The sequence below is a fragment of the Variovorax sp. Soil_C_17 genome, assembly GCF_057657265.1.
Map to the genome: position 1 here is coordinate 347194 of NZ_JBDGIT010000001.1, position 25444 is coordinate 372637.

Below are 25444 nucleotides of genomic sequence, written 5' to 3' on the forward strand. Positions count from 1 at the left end.
CGGAGCGAGCGCGCAGCCACTCAGGGCTGCGGCCGTGCAGATCAATGCGCATCGGAAAAGCTGAATCATCGCGGGTTGGTAGGGTTGTAGCCAGCGATGCGTATGGTGCTGAAGAGTCATCGCCGGAAACAATTGCCGCGACAATTCATCAGGATCTGCGAAGGCCTGCGCCCGCTTGCTTGCAACTACTTCACGACGACTGACAGCCCCTGAGCTTCGATCCGCCGAGGGGGAAACAAAAAAGGCGCAGGGCCGTCAAGCCCTGCGCCTTTGGAGGCGATCTGGAAGGATCTCGTCAGAAAGGGATGTCGTCGTCCATGTCGTCGAAACCTGACGAGGACTTGGCCGGCGCCTGACGCGCTGCCGGAGCCGCGGCAGGTGCGCGCGGTGCCGCGGCGGGCGCGCGCGAGTAGCTTCCACCGCCTCCGCCACCGCCGCCACCCTGCGAATAACCACCGCCATAGCCGCCATCGTCCTCGCCCGAAGGCGCGCCCTGTCCCTGGCGGCTGCCCAGCATCTGCATCTGGTCGACGCGGATGTCGGTGGCGTACTTCTCGACGCCGTCCTTGTCGGTGTACTTGCGGGTGCGGATCTGGCCCTCGACGTAGATCTGCGAGCCCTTGCGCAGATACTGCGCGGCAATCTCGGCCAACCGTCCGTTGAACACCAGCCGGTGCCACTCGGTGGCCTCGCGCATTTCGCCGCTCTGCTTGTCCTTCCACTTGTCGGTGGTGGCCAGGGTCACGTTGCAGATCTGGTCACCGCTCGGGAAGGTGCGGGTTTCGGGGTCGCGCCCGAGGTTGCCGACGAGGATGACTTTGTTGACCGATGCCATATGCACTGCCCCTGATGAATGGATGAAAGAGGAGGAAACCGCAGATTGTGCCCCATGCAGCTTGCCACCCGATGCGGGCGCCCATCCCCGTGCCTGCCCTGAAATCCCCGGGGATTTATCATGCTCGGTTGCCTTTGACCCACCGCCCCGTGAATTTCTCCCCTATGGATCGCACCGACGGCGCCCACCTCGGCGATAGCACCAGCGGCGCCTACCTCGGCGCCGCGCTCGCGCAACAGCGCATCAGCATCCGCGGCGCGCGCACCCACAACCTCAAGAACGTCGACCTCGACATCCCGCGCAACAAGCTGGTGGTGATCACCGGCTTGTCGGGCTCGGGCAAGTCCAGCCTGGCCTTCGACACCCTCTACGCCGAGGGGCAGCGCCGCTACGTCGAGAGCCTGTCGGCCTATGCGCGCCAGTTCCTGCAGCTGATGGACAAGCCGGACGTCGACATGATCGAGGGCCTGTCGCCCGCGATCAGCATCGAGCAGAAGGCAACCAGCCACAACCCGCGCTCCACCGTGGGCACGGTGACCGAGATCCACGATTACCTGCGCCTGCTCTATGCCCGCGCCGGCACGCCCTATTGCCCCGATCACGACCTGCCGCTGCAGGCGCAGACGGTGAGCCAGATGGTCGACGCCGTGCTCGCCATCCCCGACGAACCGCGCCTGATGATCCTGGCCCCTGTCGCCCGCGAGAAGAAGGGCGAGTTCCTCGAGCTCTTCGCGGAGATGCAGGCCCAGGGCTACGTGCGATTCCGCGTCGACGGCCAGACCTGCGAGTACAACGATCTCCCCAAGCTCAAGAAGACCGAGAAGCACGACATCGACGTCGTGATCGACCGCCTCCGCGCCCGCCCCGACATGCAGCAGCGCCTGGCCGAGAGCTTCGAGAACGCACTGCGCCTGGCCGAAAGCCGCGCGATTGCGCTCGAGATGCACGAGGACGGCAGCACGAAGGAACACCTCTTCAACGCCAAGTTCGCCTGCCCGGTCTGCCACTACTCGCTGGCCGAGCTCGAGCCGCGCCTTTTTTCCTTCAACTCGCCGGTGGGCGCCTGCCCGAGCTGCGACGGCCTGGGCCACCGCGAGTTTTTCGATCCCCAGCGCGTGGTGGCCTTCCCCACGCTGAGCCTGGCGAGCGGCGCCATCAAGGGCTGGGACCGGCGCAACGGCTATTACTTCAGCATGTTGGAGAGCGTGGCCAAGCACTACAAGTTCAGCGTCGACACGCCCTTCGAGGAACTGCCCGCGTCGGTGCAGCAGGCGGTGCTGCACGGCTCGGCGGAAGAAGAGATCAAGTTCAGCTACACCATGGAAAGCGGCCAGCAGGCCGGCAAGAAGCTGGTGCGCAAACATCCCTTCGAGGGGGTGATCCCGAACATGGCGCGGCGCTACCGCGAGACCGATTCGGCCATGGTGCGCGAAGACCTCTCGCGCTTTCGCAACCTGCAGCCCTGCCCCGACTGCGGCGGCACGCGCCTGCGGCGCGAAGCACGCCATGTGTTCCTGGCCGACGAATCGGAGAGCGGCACGCGGCGCATGGCGATCTACGAGATCAGCCGCGCGACGCTGCGCGAGAGCCTGGCGTACTTCCAGCAGTTGCATCTGCGCGGCGCGAAGGCCGAGATTGCCGACAAGGTGGTGCGCGAGATCGGCCTGCGGCTCAAGTTCCTCAACGACGTGGGCCTGAACTACCTGAGCCTGGACCGCAGCGCCGAGACGCTCTCGGGCGGCGAGGCGCAGCGCATCCGCCTGGCCTCGCAGATCGGCTCCGGCCTGACCGGCGTGATGTACGTGCTGGACGAGCCCAGCATCGGCCTGCACCAGCGCGACAACGACCGGCTGATCGGCACCCTCAAGCACCTGCGCGACATCGGCAACAGCGTGATCGTGGTCGAGCACGACGAGGACATGATCCAGGCGGCCGACCACGTGATCGACATGGGCCCGGGTGCCGGCGTGCACGGTGGGCGCGTCATGGCGCAGGGCAGCTACGCGCAGGTCGCGGGCCATCCCGAATCGCTCACCGGCCAGTACCTCTCGGGCGCCAGGAAGATTGCCGTGCCCAGGCGCCGCACCCCCTGGCTTCCGGTGGTCGCGAAGCCGGGCGCCGCCGAGCCGAAGAAGGCCTCGCGCTTCCCCGCGAGTCCGGCCACCGAGCGGCGCGCAGCGCGCGAGGCCGCGCACTTGGCGACGCAGACCGATCTGCAGGAGATCCGCGTGGTCGGCGCCACCGGCAACAACCTCAAGAACGTCAGCGTGGCGTTTCCCGTCGGCCTCTTCACCTGCGTGACCGGCGTCTCGGGCTCGGGCAAGTCCACGCTCGTCAACGACACGCTCTACACCGCAGTCGCGCGCACGCTCTACCGCGCCCATGAGGAACCGGCCGCGCACGAGGCGGTCGAGGGCATCGAGTACTTCGACAAGGTCATCAACGTCGACCAGTCGCCCATCGGACGCACGCCGCGCAGCAACCCGGCCACCTACACCGGCCTGTTCACCCCCATCCGCGAGCTGATGGCCGAGACCAACACCGCACGCGAGCGCGGCTACGGCCCGGGGCGCTTCAGCTTCAACGTCGCCGGCGGACGCTGCGAGGCCTGCCAGGGCGACGGCGTGGTGAAGGTCGAGATGCACTTCCTGCCCGACGTCTACGTGCCCTGCGAGGTCTGCCAGGGCCAGCGCTACAACCGCGAGACGCTGGAGGTGCAGTACAAGGGCCGCAACATCGCCCAGATCCTGGACATGACGGTGGAAGCCGCCTACGAGTTCCTCAAGGCCGTGCCCACCATCGAGCGCAAGCTGCGCACCCTGCTCGACGTGGGCCTGAGCTACATCAAGCTGGGCCAGTCCGCGACCACGCTCTCGGGCGGCGAAGCGCAGCGCGTCAAGCTGGCGCTGGAGCTCAGCAAGCGCGACACCGGCCGCACCCTCTACATCCTCGACGAGCCGACCACCGGCCTGCACTTCGCCGACATCGAGCTGTTGCTGAAAGTGCTGCACCAGCTGCGCGACGCGGGCAACACCATCGTCGTGATCGAGCACAACCTCGACGTCATCAAGACCGCCGACTGGCTGATCGACATGGGCCCCGAAGGCGGCGCGGGCGGCGGAACCGTGGTCGGCGCAGGCACGCCGGAGGAACTGGCGGCCAACGAGGCGAGCTACACGGGGCACTACCTGAAGCGGCTGCTGTAGCGGCGGCCGCCGGCAGCGCAGCCATGACCTGGGAGGTCATCGACGCTGCACGCCGGCTCTGGAACAGTGGACCCAAGCCGGAACCAAGGGGTTCCGGCAGCCACCGGGCCCAACGCCCAAGGCCACGAAAGAGCACCATGACCCAAGGCTTCGACATCCTCCCCCTCGCCGTCGCGCTTCTCATCGGCATCGCCGCCGTGGGCTCCTGCATCGGCATCGGCATCGTCGGGTCGAGGCTGCTGGAAGGCACGGCGCGGCAGCCCGAGCTCAAGGACCAGCTGCAGACCTTGTTCTTCCTGATCGCGGGCGTGACCGACGGCGCCTTCATCATCGCCACCGGCATCGGCCTCTGGTTCGCGACGGCGAATCCCTTCCGCTGAAGCGGCGGCAGGCGTGCAGTCCACAATCCCGGGCCATGCACGCCTTTACCCTGCGCCAGCTGGTCCTGCTCGTTCCCCTGACCCTGATCTGGGGCATCAACTGGCCGGTGATGAAGCTGGGCGTGGCCGACTATCCGCCGCTGGCCTTTCGCAGCCTCTCCCTTTGGCTCGGCCTTCCGGTGCTGGCCCTGGCGCTGGTCGCGATGAAGGTGCCGTTTCGCGTGCCGCGCCGGCATTGGCCGCAGCTGCTGTGGCTGGCGGCCACCAACATGTTCGTCTGGCACGCGTGCATCATCCTTGCCGTGAAGGCGCTGTCGAGCGGGCGCGCGGCCATCCTGGGCTACACGATGCCGGTGTTCTCGGCGGTCATCGGTGCCATGCTCTTCTCCGCCACGCTCACGCGCCGAGGCTGGCTGGGCGTGAGCGCCTGCACGCTCGGCGTGGCGCTGCTGTTGTGGCACGAGCTTACCCATCTGGCAGGGCGGCCCGGCTACGTTGCGCTCGCGTTGATGGCGGCGGCCACCTGGGCGCTGGGCACGCAGCTGCTGCGGCACTCGCGCATCGAGCTGCCCACGCTCACGCTGTCGTTCTGGATGACGACGCTGACCGCGGTGGTGATGAGCCTGCTCACCCTGCTGTTCGAACGCCCGCAGTGGCGTGCGCCGAACACGGCTGCCTGGGGCGCGATCCTCTTCAATGCGGTGCTCATCTTCGGCTTTGCGCACGCGGTCTGGTTCTACCTCGCGCGCAACCTGCCGCCGGTGGCCTCCACGCTCAGCGTGATGCTGATCCCGGTGCTGGGCGTGTTCAGCGGCGCGCTATGGCTGGGCGAGACCGTCTTCTGGCAGGACTGGGCCGCGATGGTGCTGATGATGGTGGCCATTGCCTCGGTGCTGTGGCCGACCCGGGCCCGCGGCGACTGAGGAAAAAGGCCGGGCCTTAGGCCACCTCAAGCACGGCCTCGCGGGATCGTGCCGCGGCGCTCGCCACGGCCGCCCTGCGCGCCGCAGGTTCGCTGGCGCCAACGATCCGGGCACTATGCGCGAAATGGTAGACCCAGCAGCTTTTGTTGCCGCCAGAAATTTAACACCTGCACCTCACCGACAAAGGTCGGAAGCGGACGCATTCAGCTGCTCTAGAAATTCCACAAGTGAAATTCGTGGCCCCAGTTTCCCGTCCTTGTTCGGAAAGGAAATACATAGAGACTCTCGCCCTTGCTCCCGATCGAGCAGCAGTAGAAATTGCCCGTCATAGCTAAGTTCTGCCACTAGATGCTCGTAGCCGATGTCGCTAAGGATCGTTGTTTCCCATTTTCCGTTCTTCATGCCCAGTACTTTCAAGGTTCAAGGAAGCCGGTGAATTTTCCATCTGGCCCGAACCGGGCACCACGCCCGCCAGGACTCTCAAGAACATCGGTGCCACCATGCCGGTTTGGCCTATCGACACGGCTTGGTGAGCCTACTATGCCGTCTAAGGTCCGTTGGCCTTGAGCATTCTTGTCCTGTGGAGTGCCTATGGCGGGATCAAACGCGCTATCAGCTCGATCGCCGTGCTTCTGCTGCGCGCGCCCTGCCTTCGTCAAATCTCCGCGATCGGGATCACTACCTGATGCTGGATTGGGTGCCGCCCCTTCATTGAACACCCAATTGCCAAGCGCGGCGGCCCCTTTTGCAAGTTCGCTGCGGCACGCAGGCATCGCTTGGCAAACCAGAAGGCCGCCGATCACAGGCACCCCAACTACAGCAGCATTGGTCCTGATCATGTTGGGATCGGAGCCGCTGCCTATGACGTAGTCCCCGGCGCCCGATCCGCTGCTCGGGGCTCCGCCGACGCCAGCAGCCAGCGCTACCGCTTCGCTGGCTTTCAGTCCGGTCGGGTCCGTCCTGTTCGCCGGGTTGTTGCCCACATAGGCATACAAGTTGACGTCATCCTTGTAGCCGATCGGATCGGTCTGCAGGAACCTGCCCAGGCTCGGCGAGTAGAAGCGGGCCTTGTAGTAGTACAGCCCGAGCTCGCCGATGAGCTGCTGGCCGGTGTACCTGAACCGCGGCCCCGTCGTGGTGTTCGGCTCGCCGAAGGGCCCGTAGCTGTAGATGCCCGTGGAGGTTCCTGTCGCGTTGGCCGTCGCCACGATGCTGCCCAGGTGGTCCGCATAAAACCAGTTCTTCGCGGTGGTGGCCTTGACCCAGACGTGCTCGATGGACACGTCGGTCAAGGCGGCCACGGTGCCGGGGCAGCTGCCGGCGCTGGTGGCGTTGATCTCGTAGACGGGGATCTGGGCCTGGCCAAGGAGCGAGAGGACGCCGCAGGCGTTGGCGGTGCTCACGCCCCACCACTCGGCGAGCTGCGCGGCGCTGAGCTTGGCGATGCCGCGCACGTAGTTGGCCTCGACGCCGGAGGCGCGCAGGAGCTCGACCATCAAGGTGGCCTGGTCGTGGGCGGTGGCCTGGTTGTCCAGCACGGCGCCGAGGGCGCCCTTTTGCGATCCGAAGACGGGTAGTACTCGATGTTGTTGCGGACGTACTGGTAGATCAGGTCGGGGTGGTGGCGCAAGGAGCGCGCGAGCTCGGCGATGGAAGCCGGGCCCAGGGCGTTGGCGTCGCCGGAGATCTTCATGACCATTGAGGTCGAGGTTGAGGTCGAGGTTGAGGTTGAGGTTGAGGTCGAGGTCGAGGTCTTGCTGGTCTTGGGAGTCGCAGTGACGCCTTGATTGAGGTTGGCCGGAAGCACTCTGGCCTTGAGGATGCGTTCGGCGTCGGCGAAGCTGACCGGGGGCATGTTGGCGCGCAGGACGCCGGGGGCGGGAGCGAACTCGCTGGTGTTGCCGGCTGGGGCTGCACCGCGGGCGGCAGCATCGGCATCCTTCGCGCCGTCCTTGATGGCCTCGCGCCGCACAGGGTCCTTGGCCGTGGGGAGGTCGTCCGGCAGGTAGCGCAGGGCGGGCTGGCCGCTGGTGAAGTTCAGCGAACTGCCCGAGCCCGCCGTGGCATTGGAAGACGAACGCTGGCTCCCACTGGCCTTGGCATTGGCATTGGCGACAGGAACGCCGAGGGCGACCGAAGGCGGTGCCGCCTTGCGAGCACTGCCGCTCTGAATCTGCGCAGCAGCGATGCCGCCCGCAAGCAATGTGGCAACGGCCACGACAACGGCGCAGGCGCGCGCGAGCTTGGACATGGGAACTCCCCAGTGTTTTGATGGAAAAGGTAAGGAGCAGCCCTGCCCTCCCGGGCCGGGACTGCGACAGCGCGCCGCCGCTACGGCGAGGTGGTCACCACCGAAGTGCGATTGCCCCCGGGGTCGTAGCTGTAGGTGATCGTGGTGGAGGAGGTACCGTTGCTGTAGACGGTGCTGGCCAATCGGCCCAGGGCGTCATACGTGAAGCTCACGGAGCCGGCATAAGCGGGAAGGCCTGCGAGCGTGGCGGCGCACAGGCCAGCGGCGAGAAGTGTGCGCAACGGAATCCGGATCGACACACGGCGATCGGATGGCATCGATGCGTGCGATCTCGATGCGTGCGCTGGCGATGCAGCGAAATTCTTCTTTTTCATGGGGGCCCCTGTTTTTTGGTGCCGCGGACTGTAGCCGAGCAGGGGCTATCAAAAACTCGTTTTTTGTCGCGCAATCTTGCAAACGACCTTCATGCCCTGCGACCCGCTGAGCCGGTGCAGCCCGAGGAAAGGAAGCTTGCAATCCACGCCTGCGCTCCTACCAACATCTGGCCGGGAAGCAGCTTCGCTATGAACCTCGGGCTGAGCGCCGGACCGCGCGCAGGTGCGCAACTCAGCGCTCAGATCGGCGCCGCACCGCCCCCGGTCGACCACGGACTTCCCTCCGGCAGCACCCGCAGCATCCCCTCCTGCGCCGTCGATGCCACCAGCCGCCCGTCGCGCGTGAACAGGCTGCCCCGGCAGAAGCCGCGCGCACCGCCGGCGCTGGGCGAATCGATCACGTAGAGCAGCCAGTCGTCCATCCGGAAATCACGGTGAAACCACATCGCGTGGTCGAGGCTGGCGGGGCGCACCCGGCCGCTCATGAAGCTCAGGCCGTGGGGCAGCATCGCGGCGCGCAGCAATCCATGGTCCGACGCGTAGGCCAGCAGCGCGCGGTGCACGACCGGGTCGTCAGGCAGCGGCGCGATCGCGCGCATCCAGAGCGCGGCCTGCGACGGTCGCGGCGCCGGTTCGAGCAGGTCGTCAGGATCGACGCGGCGGTACTCGATGCCATGCGGCGACAGGGCGGCGTTGCGCCAGCGCTCGGGCAAGCGGTCGCCGAGCCCGCGGCGCTGCTCCAGCTCGCTCGGCAGGCCTTCCGGCCCGGCCTCGGCCGGCATCTCCAACTGGTGCTCGATGCCCTCGTCCACCGTCTGGAAGGAGGCCGACATCTCGAAGATGATGCGATCGCGCTGTCGCGCCACCACATGGCGCGTCGTGAAGCTGCGGCCGTCGCGCACGCGGTCCACCGAATACTCGATGGGCGCATGCTCGCCGGGCAGCAGGAAGTAGGCATGCATCGAATGCACCGGCCGGTCGGCGCCCACCGTGCGGCTGGCGGCCACCAGCGACTGGCCGAGCACCTGGCCGCCGAACACGGCCGGGGTGCCGATGTCCTCGCTTTGCGCGAGAAAGCGATCCTCGCCCAGCGGCTGCATTTGCATCAGGGCGACAAGCTCGCCAACGAGGCGGGCGGCGGTGGCGGGGTCGGTCATCGTGGGGCGGTTCGCGGCAGACAGGAACCGTCGACGATAGCAAAGAGCCTGCCCGCCGTCTGTCTCCGGGCTGTCAGCGATCCAGGTCGACGCCGTCGGCCGCCAGCTTCTTCTGCAGCGCCGCCACATCCACCTCGGCGAAGCGCGAACTGCCCAGCGAAGCGGCCGCCGTGCCCGCGGCCTGCCCCATCACGAAGCAGCCGCCGCTCGCACGCGCGGCCGACTGGCCTTCGTGCGTCATCGAGGCGCAGCGCCCGGCCACCATCAGGTTGTCGACACCGCGCGGCACCAGCATGCGCCAGGGCAGCTGGTTGTAGCTGCGCTCCTGGTCGCGCGGGAAGGCCCATTCGATCTTGCCGGCGGCGTGCATCTCCATCGGCCAGGCGTTGATGCCGATGCTGTCGTCGAAACGCGCGGAAGACAGGATGTCCTCGCCCGAGAGCGCATAGACGCCCTCGATGCGCCGGGTCTCGCGGATGCCCACCTGCGGCGCGATCTCGACGATGGCCGACTGCTCGAAGCCCGGCACCTCGGCCTTGAGAAAGCGGAAATACTCGCCGATCTGTCGCCGGCCCTCGACCTCGCCCTCGCTGAGCTCGCGCGCGTCGACGCCGTTCATCGCATCGCCCCTGGCATTGCGGATCTGCGTGACGTTGGCACGCCATTCGCGCGGATCGATCTGCGGCCGCAGGATCGCGCCCTCGCGCGGGAAGCGGTAGGCCCCGGGACTGCGCGCCAGGGCCTTCGCCATCAGCTCGTTGATGGCCTTGAACTCGCCCACCGCGGCCAGTGCGCGCGGCGCGTCCACGTGGCCGACGCGGAACATGGTGGAGGGGAAGAGCCCGCTGCCCTGCCCGTCGCCGACCGCGAAGGGAACGCCCGCGAAGGCCGCCACGTCGGCGTCGCCGCTGGCGTCGATGAAGGCGTTGGCGCGCAGGGCCACGCGGCCCGACTTGGTCTCGACCACCAGCGCGGCGATGCGCGCGCCGTCCATCACCACCGACGCGGCCAGCGCATGCAGCAGCAGCTCGACGCCGGCATCGAGCAGCAGCTGGTCGGCCGCGCACTTGTAGATCGAGGTGTCGTAGGAGCGCACGCGGATGCGGCCCTGCATGCCGTCCTGCGGCTTGTTGAGCCCGCCCAGCGCGTCGATGCGCGCCAGCAGCTCGTCGACCACGCCGTGCACCAGCTGGGTCATCTCGCCGCCGCGCTTGCCGTAGAGGCCGGCAAAGTTGGTCACCCCGCCGGCCGTGCCCATGCCGCCGAGGAAGCCGTAGCGCTCCACCAGCAGCGTGCGCGCGCCGTGGCGCGCCGCGCTCACTGCTGCTGCAATGCCGGCCGGGCCGCCGCCGACCACGACCACGTCGTACTCGCCGAAGACGGGGAGATCGCGCGCCGGTTCACGAAGGGTCGAAGTCATCGGATGAAACCTGAAGAAGGGCTATTGAATCTTGATGCCTTGGGTCGAAATGATTTTGGTCATCACGGCGGCCTCTTCCCTCACACGCGTGCGCATGCCGTCGGGCGAGGTGCCCACCGCCTGCCAGCCCTGCTCGAAGAGCTTCTGGCGCACTTCCGGCGACTTCATCACCACCGCCAGCTCGCGCGTGATGCGTTCCTGCGCCTGCTTGGAAAGATTGGCCGGGCCCACCAGCGCAGTCCACACCTCCAGGCTGAAGTCCTTCACGCCGGCATCGGCCAGGGGCTGCAGCTCCGGCACCAGCGTGCTGCGGCCGCTGGTGAGGCCGATGGCCTTCACCTTGCCGGCCTTGACCTGGGGCATGGCGATGCCCGGCGGGATGAGCGCCATCTGGATCTGGTTGCCGATCAGGTCGGTCATGACCTGGGGGTTGCCCTGGTAGGGCACGTGAACCGCCTTCAGGCCCGGCACGCGGCTCTTGAGCAGCTCCATGCCCAGGTGGCCCACGGAGCCGACACCCACGGAGCCGTAGCTCCACTTGTCGCCGCTCTGGCGCCCGGCATCGAAGAAGGCCGAGCCGGACGGCAGGCTGTTCTGCGCCACCAGCACCAGCGGCGCGGTGGTCAGCAGCGAGAGGTAGGTGAAGTCCTTGCCCGGGTCGTAGGGCAGCTTCGGATAGAGCATCTTCGACGAGGTCAGGTTGCCGTTGATCACCACGCCGAGGGTGTGATCGTCGTTCGCCTTGGCCACCTGGTCGGCCGCGATGTTGCCCGAGGCGCCGGGCTTGTTGTCGACCACGATCGGCTGGCCCAGGGCCTTGGCCAGCGGCTCGGCGATGGTGCGCGCGGCGATGTCGGGCGTGGAGCCGCCCGGGAAGCCGACGACCAGTCGCACGGGCTTGGTGGGCCAGGTGGCCTGGGCACCGGCAGCCAGGGGCAGCGCACAGGCCGCGATCAGGAGAGCTCTCTTGGACAGTTGCATGGGATGGACGAGATGCGAAGAAAGGAAGGGGAGGATAAAGCCCGGCCGTGGCCACGTGTTACTCGAGGCTGATGTTCCCCCGCTTCACCAGCTCGCCATACACCTTGGACTTGGCCTCGGCCTGCTGCCGGATTTCCTGCGGCGACCAGGCCAGCGGCTCGAAGGCGAAGGTGTCGAAGCGCGCGCGGATCTCGGGGTCGGCGATGACCTTGGCCACGTCGGCGTTGATCTTCGACTGGATCGCCGGCGGGACGCCCTTGGGCGTGAGAATGGAGACGAAGGAATTCACCTCCAGCCCGGCCGGACCGCCGGCCTCGGCCATGGTGGGCACGTCGGGCATCTGCGGAATGCGCTTCGGCGCGGCCACCGCGATGTAGCGCAGCTTGCCGGCCTTGTAGATGCCCTGGCTCGACGGGATGCTGGCGTAGGCCCAGGGCACCTCGCCCGAGCCCACGTTGGCGTAGAGCTGCGAGACCTCGCGGTAGGGCACGTGCTGCATCTGCACGCCGGTCATCGCCTCCAGCTGCTGCGCGCCGAGGTGGCCGGGGCTGCCCACGCCCCACGAGCCGTAGCTCACCGGACCGGCCTTGGCCGCGGCGACCAGGTCCGTCATGTTCTTCCACTTGGAATCGGTGGGCACCGCGACGAAGAAGGGCGTGCGGAACAGCGAGGCGACCGGGTCGAAATGCTGCAGGGTCACGAAGTTGCGCGACTTGTACAGGTGGGGCAGCGCGGCGATGTGCTCGCTGTCCAGTTGCAGCAGGGTATAGCCGTCGGCTGTCGCGCGTTTGGCCTGGTCGATGGCGATGAAGCCGCCGCCGCCGGGCTTGTTGTCCACCACCACGCGCTGGTTCCAGAGCCGGCCGAGCTTGTCGGCCACCAGGCGCAGCACCGCGTCGGGGCCGCTGCCCGCGGCGAAGGGCGTGACCAGCGTGACGGGCTTGGCGGGGTAGTCCGCCTGCGCCCAGGCACCGGAGGTGACGAGGGCGCCGGCGATCAGCGAGAGGATGGCTTTCATGAAGGCTTGTCTCCGTGGATGTCGTTGAAATGCGATGTGCGGCTCAGCCGCCGGCGCGCTGCGCATCGGCAAGGCACTGCGCGGGGTTCCATGCGTAGAGCCATTCGACCGCATCGTAGAAGCGCTCCGGCGTGCGGCCGACCCACAGGCTGTTGCGCACCAGCCGTTCCACGCCCTTGGCATGGTAGAGCCTGCCCATCTCGCGCACCGACAGCACGACGCGGGCGGTGCGCGCCACGCGGGCATCGCTGTACAGCTGGAAGGCCGCGGGCAGGTCGAAGTCGCAGGCCTCGACGGCAGCGCCCAGCGTGACCGCATCCTCCAGCGCCATGCACGCGCCCTGCGCCAGGTACTGCATCATCGGATGCGCCGCATCGCCCAGCAGCGTGGCCGGGCCCCGGCTCCAGCTGGCGACGGGCTCCCGATCGGCCGTGCTCCAGCGGCGCCAGGAAGTCGGCCGGTCCAGCAGCTGGCGTGGGCGGGCATGGATGCCCTCGAAGTAGGAGAGCACCTCCTCCTTGCTGCCGTCGGTCACGCCCCAGGTCTCGTCGTAGCGGCTGTGGAAGGTCACGACCAGGTTGTATTGCTCGCCATGGCGCAGCGGGTAGTGCACCAGGTGGCAGTTCGGGCCCGCCCAGACCACGGGCGCGTTCCAGCGCAGGTCCTCGGGCATGTCGGCGGCCGGCACCACGGCGCGGTACACCACGTGGCCCGACACCCGCGGCGCATCGCCGATGAGCTTGCCGCGCACCACCGACTTGACACCGTCGGCGCCGACGATCGCATCGGCCTGGAAGCGCCGGCCGTCGCGCGTCACCGCGGTCACGCCACGCTCGCCGATGTCCAGCTGCTCGACCTGGGCGGAGGTGTGGAAGCGGATCAGCGGATGCTGCTTCACCGCCTCGTGGATCGCGCCATGCAGATCGGCACGGTGGCTCACCGCGTAAGGGTTGCCGAAGCGCGCACGGAAGGCCTCGCCCACCGGGACCGAGGCGACCTCGCGGCAGTCCACCGCGTCCATCATCACGAGCCGGTCGGTGAACACCGAGCCGCGACGCACCGCCTCGCCCACGCCCAGCGCGTCGAGTGCGGCGAAGGCGTTGGGGCCCAGCTGCAGGCCGGCGCCGATCTCGCCGATGGCGGCGCTCTGCTCCAGCAGGTCGATGGTCATGCCCAGCCGCGCCAGCGCCAGCGCCGCCGCCATGCCGCCGATGCCGCCGCCGACCAGCAGCACGGAGGGCTTCTCTTTCCTTGGGGTGCTCATGGTGTTCGTCTCCTGTCGCGATGGCTCGGAATTCAGTCGATCCGAACCGAGATCGGATCGAGGCCGTCGATGCGCACGCGCATCGTCTGCCCGCGCTGCACCTGGCCCACGCCCTCGGGCGTGCCGGTGAAGATCAGGTCGCCGGGCTGCAGCGCGAACAGCGTCGACAGATTGGCGATCACTTCGTTGACCGACCAGATCAGGTTGCGGATGTCGCTCTTCTGGCGCGTCTCGCCGTTCACCTCGAGCTCGATCGCGCCGCCGGCGATCTCGCCCGCATCCGCGAGCCTGCGCACCGGCCCGATGGGTGCCGAGAAGTCGAAGGCCTTGCCGATCTCCCAGGGCCGGCCCTGCTCGCGCATCTTCATCTGCAGGTCGCGGCGCGTCATGTCCAGGCCGACCGCGTAGCCGTAGATGTGCTTGGCGGCGTCTTCCACCGCGATGTTCCGGCCGCCCCGGCCGATCAGGACCACCAGCTCGGCCTCGTAGTGGTAGTTGGCGGTCTGGTCGGGGTAGGGGATGCCCACCGTCTCGCCGGCCGGCACCGGCACGATGGAGGCATCGTCGTTGGGCTTGCAGAAGAAGAAGGGCGGCTCGCGATCGGGGTCGAAGCCCATTTCGCGCGCATGGGCCGCGTAGTTGCGGCCGACGCAGTAGACGCGGCGCACCGGGAACAGGTCGGACGAGCCGACGATGGGAAGGCCGACGGTGGCCGGCGGCGTGACGACATAAGACATGGAAAGCTCCTGCCGCAGGGCGGCGCATGGTTCGGGAAGAGAAGGAAACGGGAGGGCGCCGCGCGGGCGCCGCGATCTCAGGCGTCTTGCAGGAAGGCTTCGCGCAGCACGCCCATGGCCTGCTGGACCGGGCGGTCGGAGAAGCTGAACAGCACGGCGTCTTCCGCGGCCGAGAGCCGCAGCGGCGCCCACGACGGCACGACGAAGGTGTCGCGCGGGCCGAAGTCGAAGCGCTGGCCGCCGATCTCGGCCGTGCCGCGCCCTTCGACCACGCTGTAGATGGTGCCGTCGGTGGCTCGGTGCGTCTTGCCGGCAAAGCCCTTGGGCAGCAGCTGCAGGTTCGTCCCGATGGTGGGCATCGGCGCGCCGCCGGTCAGCGGATTGACGTAGCGCAGCTTGTGGCCCAGCCAGGCGTCCGGGGTCTCCTGCTTGTGCAGCTGGGCCAGCGCCTCGCGGCTGCGCGCATAGGGGTAGTTGAAGATCGGCGAGGTGGGCGCCACGTGGTCATGCCGCACCGGCACCATGTTGTGGCCGAAGCGCGCCAGGCTGTTGCCTTCGGGCCGGGCCACGTGCTGCACCTTGGCGTCGTCGTTCTCGGCGAAGCCGGCGTCGAAGAAGCGCAGCATCGGGATGTCCAGGCCGTCCAGCCAGACCACCGGCTCGGACACGCCCTCGATGCCCTCGTTGCCGTGGTCGTGCCAGGCCCAGGAAGGCGTGATGATGAAGTCGCCCGGATACATGGTGGTGCGCTCGCCGCCGACCGTGGTGTAGGCGCCCTTGCCGTCGACGATGAAGCGCAGCGCCGACTGCACATGGCGGTGCGAGGGCGCGATCTCGCCCGGCATGATCAGCTGCAGGCCGGCATAGAGCGACTGGGTGATCGAGGAGCGGCCGGGGAGGGCCGGGTTCTCCAGCACGAGCACGCGCCGCACTGCCTCCTCGGCGGTGATGAGCGCGGCCGACTCCATCAGCAGCGGGCGGATCTCGTCGTAGCGCCAGAGCGCCGGCACGCAGGGCGTCTGCGGCTCGCGCGGCACCAGGGCGTGCAGCGATTCCCACAGCGGTGTGAGGTGCAGCGGGCGGATGCGTTCGTAGTAGTCGCGGCGCTCGGCGGCGTTGCCGTGCGCGGGGGTCTGGGGGGCGGTGCTCATGGCTCGTGTCTCCGGGCGTCCTGCGCCTTGGGGTGCATTGTTGGGCGCGACCACTATTTCCTCAAGCCCCATAGCCAATACTTCGCATTGCGTTTTTAGATAATGGGGCCCGAACCCAGGAAGGACATCCCATGGCCAAGCTCGACCTCGAATGGCTCGCCGTGTTCGACGAGATCTACAAGACCGGCAGCGTCTCCAGGGCGGCCGAGCGGCTCGGCATGGCACAGGCGGCCGCCAGCACCATGCTCAACAAGCTGCGCGCGCATTTCGACGACCGCCTGTTCGCGCGCACCGCGCAGGGCATGCAGCCCACGCCCTATGCCCAGCGCATGCTGCCGCACGTGCGCGAGGCGCTGTCGCAGATCGAGCAGGCGCGCGGCAGCCGCAGCAGCTTCGACCCCGCCCGGGCGCAGCGCAACTTTCGCATCTGCATGACCGACATCAGCGAGGTGGTGCTGCTGCCCGGCCTGCTCGATCACCTGCGCCGCAGCGCGCCGGGCGTGCACCTCGAAACCGAGATCATCTCGACCGACAGCGGGCGGCGCCTGGCCGACGGCGAGGTGGACCTGGCGGTGGGCTTCATGCCGCAGCTGGACGCGGGCTTCTACCAGCAGACGCTCTTCAAGCAGAACTTCGTCTGCGTGGCGGCGCGCAACCATCCGCGCATCGGCGAGCGGCTCACCCGCAAGCGCTTCGAGGCCGAGGCGCATGCGGTGATCTCCTCCTCCGGCACCGGCCATGCGATCGTCGACAAGACCATCGCGCGGCTGGGCCTGAAGCGCAACGTGGTGGTGGCCTTGTCCAGCTTCCTGAGCGTGGCGCGCATCGTGGCCCACACCGAGCTGATCGTGATCGTGCCGCGCATCCTGGGCGAGGTGCTGGTGACGCAGGAGCCGGTGAAGCTGCTGGAGCCGCCCTTCGCGCTGCCGCCCTACGCGGTCAAGCAGCACTGGCACGAGCGCTTTCATGCCGATCCGGGCAATGCGTGGCTGCGGCGCACGGTGGCCGGGCTTTTCGGGCCGGGGCAGGCGGCGGGCCTCGCATAATCGGCGCCATCGCGCCCGTCCCACGGTTTCCGCGATTTCCAGGACTCCCACGATTACCACCCCTTCGAGGCCGCCATGAGCTCCATCACCCTGCGCTTCCTCGCCGAACCCAGCACCGTCAACTTCGGCGGCAAGGTCCACGGCGGCACCGTCATGAAATGGATCGACGAGGCCGGCTACGCCTGCGCGACCAGCTGGTCCAAGCGCTACTGCGTGACCGTCTTCATCGGCAGCATCCGCTTCCACCATCCCATCATGATCGGCGACCTCGTCGAGGTCGAGGCGAAGCTGGCCTACACCGGCAACAGCAGCATCAACATCGCGGTCGAGGTGCGCAGCGGCGACATGAAGGGCGGCGAGATGCAGAAGACCGCCGAATGCCTGATCGTCTTCGTCTCGGTCGATTCGCACGGCCGGCCGCTGCCGGTCACGCCCTACGTGCCCGGCACGGACGAGGCCAAGACGCTGGCGGCGCGCGCCAAGGCGCACCTGGAAGCCTCTCGCGCCGCCTCGGGCATCTGATCGCCATCGTCCCGCGAGCGCCTGCTCCGGGAAACCCTGTACGTCTCGTCTGACGCCGTTTTGGGGCGGCGGTCGATACACTGCTCCGGCAAGCCCTGGCCAGGGCGGCATCTGCAGCGACCCTTTCCGATAAAGACCGGAGGCGAGAGAGATGAACGTGCTGGACAAATCCATCGCGACGGGGTCGCTCGAAGAAATGGCCATCCTTCTGGATGCGCTGACCCGCTTCCGCAAAGGCGATGCGAAGGTCCGGCTCCCACTGCACTGGACCGGCCTGTCCGGCAAGGTGGCCGATGTCTTCAACGACCTGGTCGAGCAGAACGCGACGCTGGCCGCCGAGCTGGTCCGGCTGCGCCAGGTGGTGGGCAAGGAGGGCAAGCTCAAGCAGCGCGCGGTCCTCAACGAAACCCGCGGCTTCTGGGGCGAGTCGGTCGAATGCGTCAACGCGCTGATCGACGACCTGGTCCACCCCACCACCGAGGTCGCCCGCGTGATCGGTGCCGTGGCCCAGGGCGACCTCTCCAAGAGCATGGCGCTGGAGGTGGACGGGCGCCAGCTGGAGGGCGAGTTCCTGCGCACCGCCAAGACCATCAACAAGATGGTCGACCAGCTCGGCAACTTCTCGGCCGAGGTGACGCGGGTGGCGCGCGAGGTCGGCACCGAGGGCAAGCTGGGCGGTCAGGCCAAGGTCAAGGGCGTGGCCGGCACCTGGAAAGACCTGACGGACTCCGTCAACTCCATGGCCGGCAACCTGACCGACCAGGTCCGCAACATCGCCGACGTGACCACCGCGGTGGCCAAGGGCGACCTGTCGAAGAAGATCGACGTGGACGTCAAGGGCGAGTTCCTGACGCTGCGGAACACGATCAACACCATGGTCGACCAGCTGCGCTCCTTCGCCTCCGAGGTGACGCGGGTGGCGCGCGAGGTCGGCACCGAAGGCTCGCTGGGCGGGCAGGCGCGGGTCGAGGGCGTCTCGGGCACCTGGAAGGACCTGACCGACTCCGTCAACTCCATGGCCGGCAACCTCACCTCGCAGGTGCGCAACATCGCCGACGTGACCAAGGCGGTGGCGGCGGGCGACCTCTCCAAGAAGATCACGGTGGACGTCAAGGGCGAGATCCTGGAGCTCAAGAACACCGTCAACACCATGGTGGACCAGCTGCGCTCCTTCGCGGCCGAGGTGACGCGGGTGGCCCGCGAGGTCGGCACCGAGGGCAAGCTGGGCGGCCAGGCCGACGTGCAGGGCGTGGCCGGCACCTGGAAGGACCTCACCGAGTCGGTCAACTTCATGGCCGGCAACCTCACCTCGCAGGTGCGCAACATCGCCGACGTGACCAAGGCGGTGGCGGCGGGCGACCTGTCCAAGAAGATCACGGTGGACGTCAAGGGCGAGATCCTGGAGCTCAAGAACACCGTCAACACCATGGTGGACCAGCTGCGCTCCTTCGCCGCCGAGGTGACCCGGGTGGCCCGGGAGGTGGGCACCGAGGGCAAGCTGGGCGGCCAGGCCGACGTGCAGGGCGTGGCCGGCACCTGGAAGGACCTCACCGAGTCGGTCAACTTCATGGCCGGCAACCTGACCTCGCAGGTGCGCAACATCGCCGAGGTGACGACGGCGGTGGCCGCCGGCGACCTCTCCAAGAAGATCACGGTGGACGTGAAGGGCGAGATCTCCGAGCTGAAGAACACCATCAACACCATGGTGGACCAGCTCTCCTCCTTCGCCGCCGAGGTGACGCGGGTGGCGCGCGAAGTGGGCACCGAGGGCAAGCTGGGCGGCCAGGCCGACGTGCAGGGTGTGGCCGGCACCTGGAAGGACCTCACCGAGTCGGTCAACTTCATGGCCGGCAACCTCACCTCGCAGGTGCGCAACATCGCCGACGTGACCAAGGCGGTGGCGGCGGGCGACCTCTCCAAGAAGATCACGGTGGACGTCAAGGGCGAGATCCTGGAGCTCAAGGCCACCATCAACACCATGGTGGACCAGCTGCGCTCCTTCGCGGCCGAAGTGACCCGGGTGGCCCGCGAGGTCGGCACCGAGGGCAAGCTGGGCGGCCAGGCCGACGTGCAGGGCGTGGCCGGCACCTGGAAGGACCTCACCGACTCCGTCAACTCCATGGCCGGCAACCTCACCTCGCAGGTGCGCAACATCGCCGACGTGACCAAGGCGGTGGCGGCGGGCGACCTGTCCAAGAAGATCACGGTGGACGTCAAGGGCGAGATCCTGGAGCTCAAGAACACCGTCAACACCATGGTCGACCAGCTGCGCTCCTTCGCGGCCGAGGTGACGCGGGTGGCCCGCGAGGTCGGCACCGAGGGCAAGCTGGGCGGCCAGGCCGACGTGCAGGGCGTGGCCGGCACCTGGAAGGACCTCACCGACTCGGTGAACCTGATGGCTTCCAACCTGACGAGCCAGGTGCGCAACATCGCCGACGTGACCAAGGCCGTGGCGGCGGGCAACCTGTCGAAGAAGATCACGGTCGACGTCAAGGGCGAGATCCTCGAGCTCAAGGCCACCATCAACACCATGGTGGACCAGCTCTCCTCCTTCGCCGCCGAGGTGACGCGGGTGGCGCGCGAGGTCGGCACCGAGGGCCGGCTGGGCGGCCAGGCCCAGGTGCGCGACGTCTCGGGCACCTGGAAGGACCTGACCGACAACGTCAACTTCATGGCCGGGAACCTGACCGGCCAGGTCCGCGGCATTGCCAAGGTGGTGACCGCCGTGGCCAACGGCGACCTGCAACAGAAGCTGACGGTGGAGGCCAAGGGCGAGATCGCCGCGCTGGCCGAGACCATCAACAGCATGACCGACACGCTCGCCACCTTCGCCGACCAGGTGACCACCGTCGCGCGCGAGGTGGGCGTCGAGGGCAAGCTGGGCGGCCAGGCCAAGGTGCCCGGCGCCGCCGGCACCTGGAAAGGCCTGACCGAGAACGTGAACCAGCTGGCCGCCAACCTGACCACCCAGGTGCGCGCCATCGCGGAGGTGGCGACCGCCGTGACGCAGGGCGACCTGACGCGCTCCATCACGGTGGAGGCACGCGGCGAGGTCGCGGCCCTGAAGGACACGATCAACGAGATGATCCGCAACCTGAAGGACACCACGCAGAAGAACACCGAGCAGGACTGGCTCAAGACCAACCTCGCCAAGTTCAGCCGCATGCTGCAGGGCCAGAAGGACCTGCTGACCGTGGGCCAGCTGATCCTGTCCGAGCTGGCGCCGGTGGTGGGCGCGCAGCAGGCCGAGTTCTACCTGCTGACCACCACCGGCAGCACGCCGAAGCTGAAGCTCTTCGCCAGCTACGCCTCGGGCGGCCAGCACGCGCACGGCAAGGAAATCGAGCTGGGCCAGGGCCTGGTCGGCCAGTGCGCCGTCGAGAAGACCAAGATCCTGCTGACCAACGTGCCGAGCACGGCCTTCCGCATCGCCACCGGCCTGTCCGAGGGCGCGGCCATGGACGTGATCGTGCTCCCGGTGATCTTCGAGGGCGAGGTCCGCGGCGTGCTGGAGCTGGCCTCGCTGGAGCGCTTCAATCCCTCGCACCAGGCCTTCCTGGACCAGCTGACCGAGTCCATCGGCATCGTGATCAACACGATCTCCGCCAACATGCGCACCGAGGACCTGCTGACCCAGTCGCAGTCCCTGGCCGAGGAGCTGCAGAGCCGCCAGCAGGAGCTGCAGCAGACCAACGAGGCGCTGCAGGAGAAGGCACGCCTGCTGGTGCACCAGAACCAGGAGGTGGAGCGCAAGAACCAGGAAGTGGAGCAGGCCCGCCAGGCGCTGGAGGAAAAGGCCGAGCAGCTCGCCCTCACCTCCAAGTACAAGTCCGAGTTCCTGGCCAACATGTCGCACGAGCTGCGCACGCCGCTCAACAGCCTGCTGATCCTGTCGGACCAGCTGTGCAAGAACAGCGAGGGCAACCTGACGGCGCGGCAGGTGGAGTTCGCCAAGACCATCCATCTCTCGGGCAACGACCTGCTGATGCTGATCAACGACATCCTGGACCTGTCGAAGATCGAGTCCGGCACGGTGGCGGTGGAGCTCAGCGAATTGCGGCTGGACGACCTGCAGCGCTCCGTGGAACGCAGCTTCCGCCATGTGGCCGAGGCCAAGCACGTGGATTTCGACATCCGCTCCGCGGGGCCGCTGCCAGAGACGATCGTCACGGACGTCAAGCGGCTGCAGCAGATCATCAAGAACCTGCTGTCCAACGCCTTCAAGTTCACGCACCAGGGCTCGGTGGCCATGACGGTGTCCTCGGTGGAGGCCGGCTGGTCCGCCGACAACGAGAGCCTCAACCGCGCGGGCCGGGTGATGGCCTTCTCGGTCACCGACACCGGCATCGGCATCTCCGCCGACAAGCAGCAGATCGTGTTCGAGGCCTTCCAGCAGGCGGACGGCTCCACCTCCCGCAAGTACGGCGGCACCGGCCTGGGCCTGGCGATCAGCCGCGAGCTGGCGCGGCTCCTGGGCGGCGAGATCCGGCTGGTGAGCGTGCCGGCGCAGGGCAGCACCTTCACGCTGTACCTGCCGCAAAGCTACAGCTCGTCGCGCGGCGCCCGCCTGGGCCGCCCGGCCGCGGCCGGGCCGGGCCAGCCCGCCGAAGCCCGCAGCGAAGCGCGCAGGCCGGCGCGGCGCAGCGCACCCGCCGGCGAGCCGGTGGCTGCGCCGCCGGCCGAGGCCGAGGCGACGGCCGAGCTGCTGTCCTCGCTCAACATCGCCGACGACGACCGCGACAGCATCCTGCCGGGCGAGAAGGTGCTGCTGGTCGTGGAGAACGACCTCGGCTTCGCCCGGATGCTGCTGCAGGCGGCGCGCCGCGCCGGCTTCAAGGGCCTGGTGAGCGCCAGCGGCGCGGGCGCCCTGGCGCTGGCGCGCGACCACCGGCCGATGCTCATCACGCTGGACATCTACCTGCCCGACATGGAAGGCTGGCGCATCCTGGAGCGGCTGAAGGCCGACCTGGCGACGCGGCACATCCCGGTCTGCGTGGTCTCGACGGACGACTCGCGCGAGCGCGCCCTGGCCTCCGGCGCCATCGGCTTCCTGGCCAAGCCGCTGCAGTCGATCGACGAGGTGGACGCGGCGCTGGGCGAGCTGCACCGCTTCGTCGAGGCGCGCACCCGCAAGCTGCTGGTTGCGATGCCGCCGTCGGCCCTGCGCGACCGCTATGTCGCCGCCCTGCCGTCCGACCAGGTCGAGATCGTGATCGCGGAGAGTGCCGACGCCGCCCGCGGCGCGCTGGCGCGCAGCGACATCGATGCCCTCGCGACCGACGGCCGCCTGCCCGGCTTCGGCCGGCGCGACGTGGCCGAGTTCGTGGAGGGGCGCCCCGCGGCCGTCCGGCAGTTGCCGGTCCTGCTCCTCGGCCCCGACGGCCCGGTGCCCGGCTGGGACCAAGGCCCGGGCGGCGCCGTGCCGCGGATCGCCCACTCGCTGGAAGCGCTGATCGACGCGACCGCCTTCTGCCTGCATCGCGGCATGGCCAGGATGTCCGAGGCCGAGCGGCGCGCGGTGGAGGCGACGCACCAGGCCTCCGGCTCGCTGGCGGGCCGCAAGGTGCTGATCGTCGACGACGACATGCGCAACATCTTCGCGCTGGCGGCCGTGCTGGACGCGCAGGGCATGCTGATCGTTTCGGCGGAGAACGGCCGCGACGCGATCCGCCTGGTGCAGCAGGACGACACCATCGACATCGTGCTGATGGACATCATGATGCCGGAGATGGACGGCATGCAGACCATGCGCGAGCTGCGCCGGCTGCCGCGCGGCAAGCAGCTGCCGCTGGTGGCGGTGACGGCCAAGGCCATGAAGGGCGACCGCGAGAAATGCATCGAGGCCGGCGCCTGGGACTACCTGTCGAAGCCGGTGGACACGGCCTACCTGCTGATGGTCCTGCGGGGGTGGCTGTGCAAATAGACGAGCGCACCCTGCCGCCCGAAGACCCGGACCCGGAGCCCGACGGCACTGCCGTGCAGGAGAAGGCCGACATCCTGGTGGTCGACGACCTGCCCGAGAAGCTGCTGGTGTTTCGCACCGTGCTCGAGGAGCTGGGCCAGAACCTGGTGCTGGTGCGCTCGGGCGCCGACGCCCTGCGCGAGATCCTGCAGCGCGAGTTCGCGGTGATCCTGCTGGACGTCAACATGCCCGGCATCGACGGCTTCGAGACTGCGACGCTGATCCGCCAGCACCGGCGCTGCAGGCACACGCCGATCATCTTCATCACCTCCTATGCCGACGAGATGCAGACCGCGCGCGGCTACTCGCTGGGCGCGGTCGACTACATCCTGTCGCCGGTGGTGCCGGAGATCCTGCGCAGCAAGGTCTCGGTCTTCGTCGCGCTCCACCAGATGCGGCGCCAGGTCCGGCGCCAGGGCGATGCGCGCGCGGCGGTGATGGCGGCGCAGGCGGCGCGGCGCGTCGCCGAGGAGAACGACCGGCGCTCGGCCTTCCTGGCGCATGCGAGCCGCGTGCTCAGCGGTTCGCTGCAGATTCCGGTGGCGATGAACCAGCTGGTCGAGCTGCTGGTGCCCCAGCTGGCGCCGCTGGCGGTGGTGCTGCTGCTCGATGCCGACCTCGGTGCCGGCGAGATGCTGGCAGGGGGCCGGCAGTCCGCGGACGCGCCACTGCAACGGTCGACCGGTCCCGAGGCCCGCCTGCACGCACGGGTGCGCGGCGCGCTGCACGAGGCGGCGCAGGCGCGGCAGGCCGTCCGCCTGGACATGGAAGCACCGTCTGCACTCGTCGCCGCCGACTTTGGCCTCGAGGTCCTGGGCGATGCCTTCCCGCCGCTGCGTTCGGCGCAGGCGGTGCCGCTGGTCTTCGGAGAACGCACGCTCGGCGCGGTGCTGATCGCCTGCAGCGACGCGGCCGAGCCCGGCACCGCAGACGCCGGCATGCTCGACGAACTGGCGGCCCGGGCCGCGACCGCCTTCGAGAACGCCCGCCTCTACCTCGTGCTGCAGCGCGAGATGCTCGAGCGGCAGGCTGCGCAGGAGGAATTGCAGCGCACCAACCGGCGCAAGGACGAGTTCCTGGCCATGATGTCGCACGAGCTGCGCAACCCTCTGGCGCCCATCCACACCGCGGTGCAGGTGATCCGCCGCGTCGCGGCGCCTCATCCCAAGGTCGCCTGGGCGCTGGACATCGCCGAGCGGCAGCTCAAGCAGCTGACCCGCCTGATCGAGGAGCTGCTGGACGTGGCGCGCATCAGCCAGGGCAAGATCGTGCTGAAGCACGCCACCCTCGACTTGAACGCCGTGGTCGCCCAGAGCGTGGAGACGGTGCAGCCTTTCATCGACGGCCGGCGCCAGGCCCTGAAGGTGGTGGTGCCGCAGCAGCCGGCCTGGCTGCTGGGCGACATGGCCCGGCTGACGCAGGTGATCGCCAACCTGCTGCACAACGCCGCCAAGTACAGCCCCGAGGGCACCGGCATCGAGCTGGTCTGCCGGCTGGAGGAGGAAGAGATCCTGCTGTCGGTGCGCGACCACGGGATCGGCATCGATGCCGAGCTGCTGCCGCGCATTTTCGATCTCTTCGAGCAGGGCGAGCGCGGCCTCGACCGCTCCCAGGGCGGACTGGGCGTCGGCCTCACGCTGGCGCGGCGGCTGACGGAGATGCACGGCGGCCGGATCGAGGCTTTCAGCGAGGGCCGGGACCGGGGTTCCGAGTTCCGGCTGCGGCTGCCGCGCGTCGGCAGGGTGGCGCCGGCTGACGGACAGGCGATGCCGCAAGCGGCCGCGGCGGCGCACCGCGCGGAGGCCCTGCGCATTCTGGTCGTCGACGACAACCACGACGCGGCGACCGGCATCGCCGCGATGCTCGAACTGGAAGGCCACGCGGTCCGCACCGCGCACGACGGCGAAGAGGCGCTCGCCGCTGCGAACGCGCACTGCCCCGTGGTCGTGGTGCTGGACATCGGCTTGCCGCTCATCGACGGCTACGAGGTCGCGCGCCGGATGCGCGCCATGCCCGAACTGGCCGGCGCCCTGCTGATCGCGGTGACCGGCTATGGGCAGAACGAAGATCGCGAGGCCGCCCTCGGCGCGGGCTTCGACCACCATTTCGTCAAGCCGGCCGATCCGGAGACCCTGCTGGGCTGCATTCGCCTGTGGTGCGGGCAGCGCGCCCAAGGCGGCGCCGCGAACCGGGAGCCCTCCCGGGCTGCGTCGTAGC

19 protein-coding genes are annotated in these 25444 nt (G+C 68.5%); 7 read left to right on the forward strand and 12 right to left on the reverse strand.

Going from position 1 to position 25444, the window contains the following annotated elements:
- Positions 1-295 precede the first annotated feature (295 nt).
- Positions 296-835, reverse strand: coding sequence for a single-stranded DNA-binding protein (gene ssb / locus AC3A6Y_RS01605; RefSeq protein ID WP_487866484.1), 540 nt, complete (start codon positions 833-835; stop codon positions 296-298).
- 164 nt (positions 836-999) lie between these two features.
- Here ssb and uvrA point away from each other — a divergent pair, with 164 nt between their 5' ends.
- The 3 genes from uvrA (at position 1000) to AC3A6Y_RS01620 (ending at position 5344) form a co-directional block, all read left to right on the forward strand.
- Positions 1000-4041, forward strand: a complete 3042-nt coding sequence (gene uvrA, locus AC3A6Y_RS01610; protein WP_487867780.1) for an excinuclease ABC subunit UvrA — start codon at positions 1000-1002, stop codon at positions 4039-4041.
- Positions 4042-4178: 137 nt separating this feature from the next.
- Positions 4179-4421, forward strand: coding sequence for a F0F1 ATP synthase subunit C (atpE, locus tag AC3A6Y_RS01615; RefSeq protein ID WP_068684783.1), 243 nt, complete (start codon positions 4179-4181; stop codon positions 4419-4421).
- A gap of 35 nt (positions 4422-4456) precedes the next feature.
- Positions 4457-5344 carry a DMT family transporter gene (locus AC3A6Y_RS01620; RefSeq protein WP_487866485.1) on the forward strand — a complete coding sequence of 296 codons (888 nt, stop codon included), beginning with the start codon at positions 4457-4459 and terminating at the stop codon, positions 5342-5344.
- Between the two features lie 174 nt (positions 5345-5518).
- Here the strand turns inward: AC3A6Y_RS01620 and AC3A6Y_RS01625 are convergent, their stop codons facing one another.
- The 11 genes from AC3A6Y_RS01625 to gtdA all read right to left on the reverse strand — a co-directional run bounded on the left by AC3A6Y_RS01625 (position 5519) and on the right by gtdA (position 15697).
- A complete protein-coding gene (locus AC3A6Y_RS01625; RefSeq protein WP_487866486.1) occupies positions 5519-5746 on the reverse strand; it encodes a hypothetical protein in 228 nt (75 codons plus the stop codon).
- An 11-nt stretch (positions 5747-5757) separates the two neighbouring features.
- Complete coding sequence (locus AC3A6Y_RS01630; RefSeq protein ID WP_487866487.1) at positions 5758-6882, reverse strand: RHS repeat-associated core domain-containing protein; 1125 nt, start codon at positions 6880-6882, stop codon at positions 5758-5760.
- Positions 6840-7595, reverse strand: a complete 756-nt coding sequence (locus AC3A6Y_RS01635) for a hypothetical protein (protein ID WP_487866488.1) — start codon at positions 7593-7595, stop codon at positions 6840-6842. The genes AC3A6Y_RS01630 and AC3A6Y_RS01635 overlap by 43 nt, the downstream gene beginning before the upstream one ends.
- 80 nt (positions 7596-7675) lie before the next feature.
- The gene (locus tag AC3A6Y_RS01640) at positions 7676-7912 is read right to left on the reverse strand and encodes a hypothetical protein (RefSeq protein ID WP_487866489.1); all 237 of its coding nucleotides are present in this window, start codon (positions 7910-7912) and stop codon (positions 7676-7678) included.
- Positions 7913-8208: 296 nt separating this feature from the next.
- Positions 8209-9126, reverse strand: coding sequence for an acyl-CoA thioesterase (locus AC3A6Y_RS01645; RefSeq protein ID WP_487866490.1), 918 nt, complete (start codon positions 9124-9126; stop codon positions 8209-8211).
- A gap of 73 nt (positions 9127-9199) precedes the next feature.
- The gene (locus tag AC3A6Y_RS01650; RefSeq protein WP_487866491.1) at positions 9200-10546 is read right to left on the reverse strand and encodes an FAD-dependent oxidoreductase; all 1347 of its coding nucleotides are present in this window, start codon (positions 10544-10546) and stop codon (positions 9200-9202) included.
- A gap of 21 nt (positions 10547-10567) precedes the next feature.
- Complete coding sequence (locus AC3A6Y_RS01655) at positions 10568-11527, reverse strand: Bug family tripartite tricarboxylate transporter substrate binding protein (protein WP_487866492.1); 960 nt, start codon at positions 11525-11527, stop codon at positions 10568-10570.
- Between the two features lie 58 nt (positions 11528-11585).
- A complete protein-coding gene (locus AC3A6Y_RS01660) occupies positions 11586-12545 on the reverse strand; it encodes a Bug family tripartite tricarboxylate transporter substrate binding protein (protein WP_487866493.1) in 960 nt (319 codons plus the stop codon).
- Between the two features lie 43 nt (positions 12546-12588).
- Complete coding sequence (locus AC3A6Y_RS01665) at positions 12589-13809, reverse strand: 3-hydroxybenzoate 6-monooxygenase (RefSeq protein ID WP_487866494.1); 1221 nt, start codon at positions 13807-13809, stop codon at positions 12589-12591.
- A 32-nt stretch (positions 13810-13841) separates the two neighbouring features.
- Positions 13842-14546 (reverse strand): fumarylacetoacetate hydrolase family protein, encoded by a 705-nt coding sequence (locus tag AC3A6Y_RS01670; protein ID WP_487866495.1) that lies wholly within the window; start codon positions 14544-14546, stop codon positions 13842-13844.
- Positions 14547-14623: 77 nt separating this feature from the next.
- A complete protein-coding gene (gene gtdA, locus AC3A6Y_RS01675; RefSeq protein WP_487866496.1) occupies positions 14624-15697 on the reverse strand; it encodes a gentisate 1,2-dioxygenase in 1074 nt (357 codons plus the stop codon).
- 131 nt (positions 15698-15828) lie between these two features.
- Between gtdA and AC3A6Y_RS01680 the strand changes: the two genes are divergently transcribed.
- The 4 genes from AC3A6Y_RS01680 to AC3A6Y_RS01695 all read left to right on the forward strand — a co-directional run bounded on the left by AC3A6Y_RS01680 (position 15829) and on the right by AC3A6Y_RS01695 (position 25443).
- Complete coding sequence (locus AC3A6Y_RS01680; protein ID WP_487866497.1) at positions 15829-16743, forward strand: LysR family transcriptional regulator; 915 nt, start codon at positions 15829-15831, stop codon at positions 16741-16743.
- A gap of 75 nt (positions 16744-16818) precedes the next feature.
- Positions 16819-17265, forward strand: coding sequence for an acyl-CoA thioesterase (locus AC3A6Y_RS01685; RefSeq protein WP_487866498.1), 447 nt, complete (start codon positions 16819-16821; stop codon positions 17263-17265).
- Positions 17266-17416: 151 nt separating this feature from the next.
- Complete coding sequence (locus tag AC3A6Y_RS01690) at positions 17417-23188, forward strand: HAMP domain-containing protein (protein ID WP_487866499.1); 5772 nt, start codon at positions 17417-17419, stop codon at positions 23186-23188.
- Entirely contained in the window at positions 23173-25443 is a 2271-nt protein-coding gene (locus AC3A6Y_RS01695) for a hybrid sensor histidine kinase/response regulator (RefSeq protein WP_487866500.1), read from the forward strand. The genes AC3A6Y_RS01690 and AC3A6Y_RS01695 overlap by 16 nt, the downstream gene beginning before the upstream one ends.
- The last annotated feature ends 1 nt before the right edge of the window (position 25444 follow it).

What these genes read in the sequence shown, in the direction of transcription:
- ssb (WP_487866484.1), bottom strand. Translation starts at nt 835, where the DNA reads ATGGCATCGGTCAACAAAGTCATCCTCGTCGGCAACCTCGGGCGCGAC.
- uvrA (WP_487867780.1), top strand. Translation starts at nt 1,000, where the DNA reads ATGGATCGCACCGACGGCGCCCACCTCGGCGATAGCACCAGCGGCGCC.
- atpE (WP_068684783.1), top strand. Translation starts at nt 4,179, where the DNA reads ATGACCCAAGGCTTCGACATCCTCCCCCTCGCCGTCGCGCTTCTCATC.
- AC3A6Y_RS01620 (WP_487866485.1), top strand. Translation starts at nt 4,457, where the DNA reads ATGCACGCCTTTACCCTGCGCCAGCTGGTCCTGCTCGTTCCCCTGACC.
- AC3A6Y_RS01625 (WP_487866486.1), bottom strand. Translation starts at nt 5,746, where the DNA reads ATGAAGAACGGAAAATGGGAAACAACGATCCTTAGCGACATCGGCTAC.
- AC3A6Y_RS01635 (WP_487866488.1), bottom strand. Translation starts at nt 7,595, where the DNA reads ATGTCCAAGCTCGCGCGCGCCTGCGCCGTTGTCGTGGCCGTTGCCACA.
- AC3A6Y_RS01640 (WP_487866489.1), bottom strand. Translation starts at nt 7,912, where the DNA reads ATGCCATCCGATCGCCGTGTGTCGATCCGGATTCCGTTGCGCACACTT.
- AC3A6Y_RS01645 (WP_487866490.1), bottom strand. Translation starts at nt 9,126, where the DNA reads ATGACCGACCCCGCCACCGCCGCCCGCCTCGTTGGCGAGCTTGTCGCC.
- AC3A6Y_RS01650 (WP_487866491.1), bottom strand. Translation starts at nt 10,546, where the DNA reads ATGACTTCGACCCTTCGTGAACCGGCGCGCGATCTCCCCGTCTTCGGC.
- AC3A6Y_RS01655 (WP_487866492.1), bottom strand. Translation starts at nt 11,527, where the DNA reads ATGCAACTGTCCAAGAGAGCTCTCCTGATCGCGGCCTGTGCGCTGCCC.
- AC3A6Y_RS01660 (WP_487866493.1), bottom strand. Translation starts at nt 12,545, where the DNA reads ATGAAAGCCATCCTCTCGCTGATCGCCGGCGCCCTCGTCACCTCCGGT.
- AC3A6Y_RS01665 (WP_487866494.1), bottom strand. Translation starts at nt 13,809, where the DNA reads ATGAGCACCCCAAGGAAAGAGAAGCCCTCCGTGCTGCTGGTCGGCGGC.
- AC3A6Y_RS01670 (WP_487866495.1), bottom strand. Translation starts at nt 14,546, where the DNA reads ATGTCTTATGTCGTCACGCCGCCGGCCACCGTCGGCCTTCCCATCGTC.
- gtdA (WP_487866496.1), bottom strand. Translation starts at nt 15,697, where the DNA reads ATGAGCACCGCCCCCCAGACCCCCGCGCACGGCAACGCCGCCGAGCGC.
- AC3A6Y_RS01680 (WP_487866497.1), top strand. Translation starts at nt 15,829, where the DNA reads ATGGCCAAGCTCGACCTCGAATGGCTCGCCGTGTTCGACGAGATCTAC.
- AC3A6Y_RS01685 (WP_487866498.1), top strand. Translation starts at nt 16,819, where the DNA reads ATGAGCTCCATCACCCTGCGCTTCCTCGCCGAACCCAGCACCGTCAAC.
- AC3A6Y_RS01690 (WP_487866499.1), top strand. Translation starts at nt 17,417, where the DNA reads ATGAACGTGCTGGACAAATCCATCGCGACGGGGTCGCTCGAAGAAATG.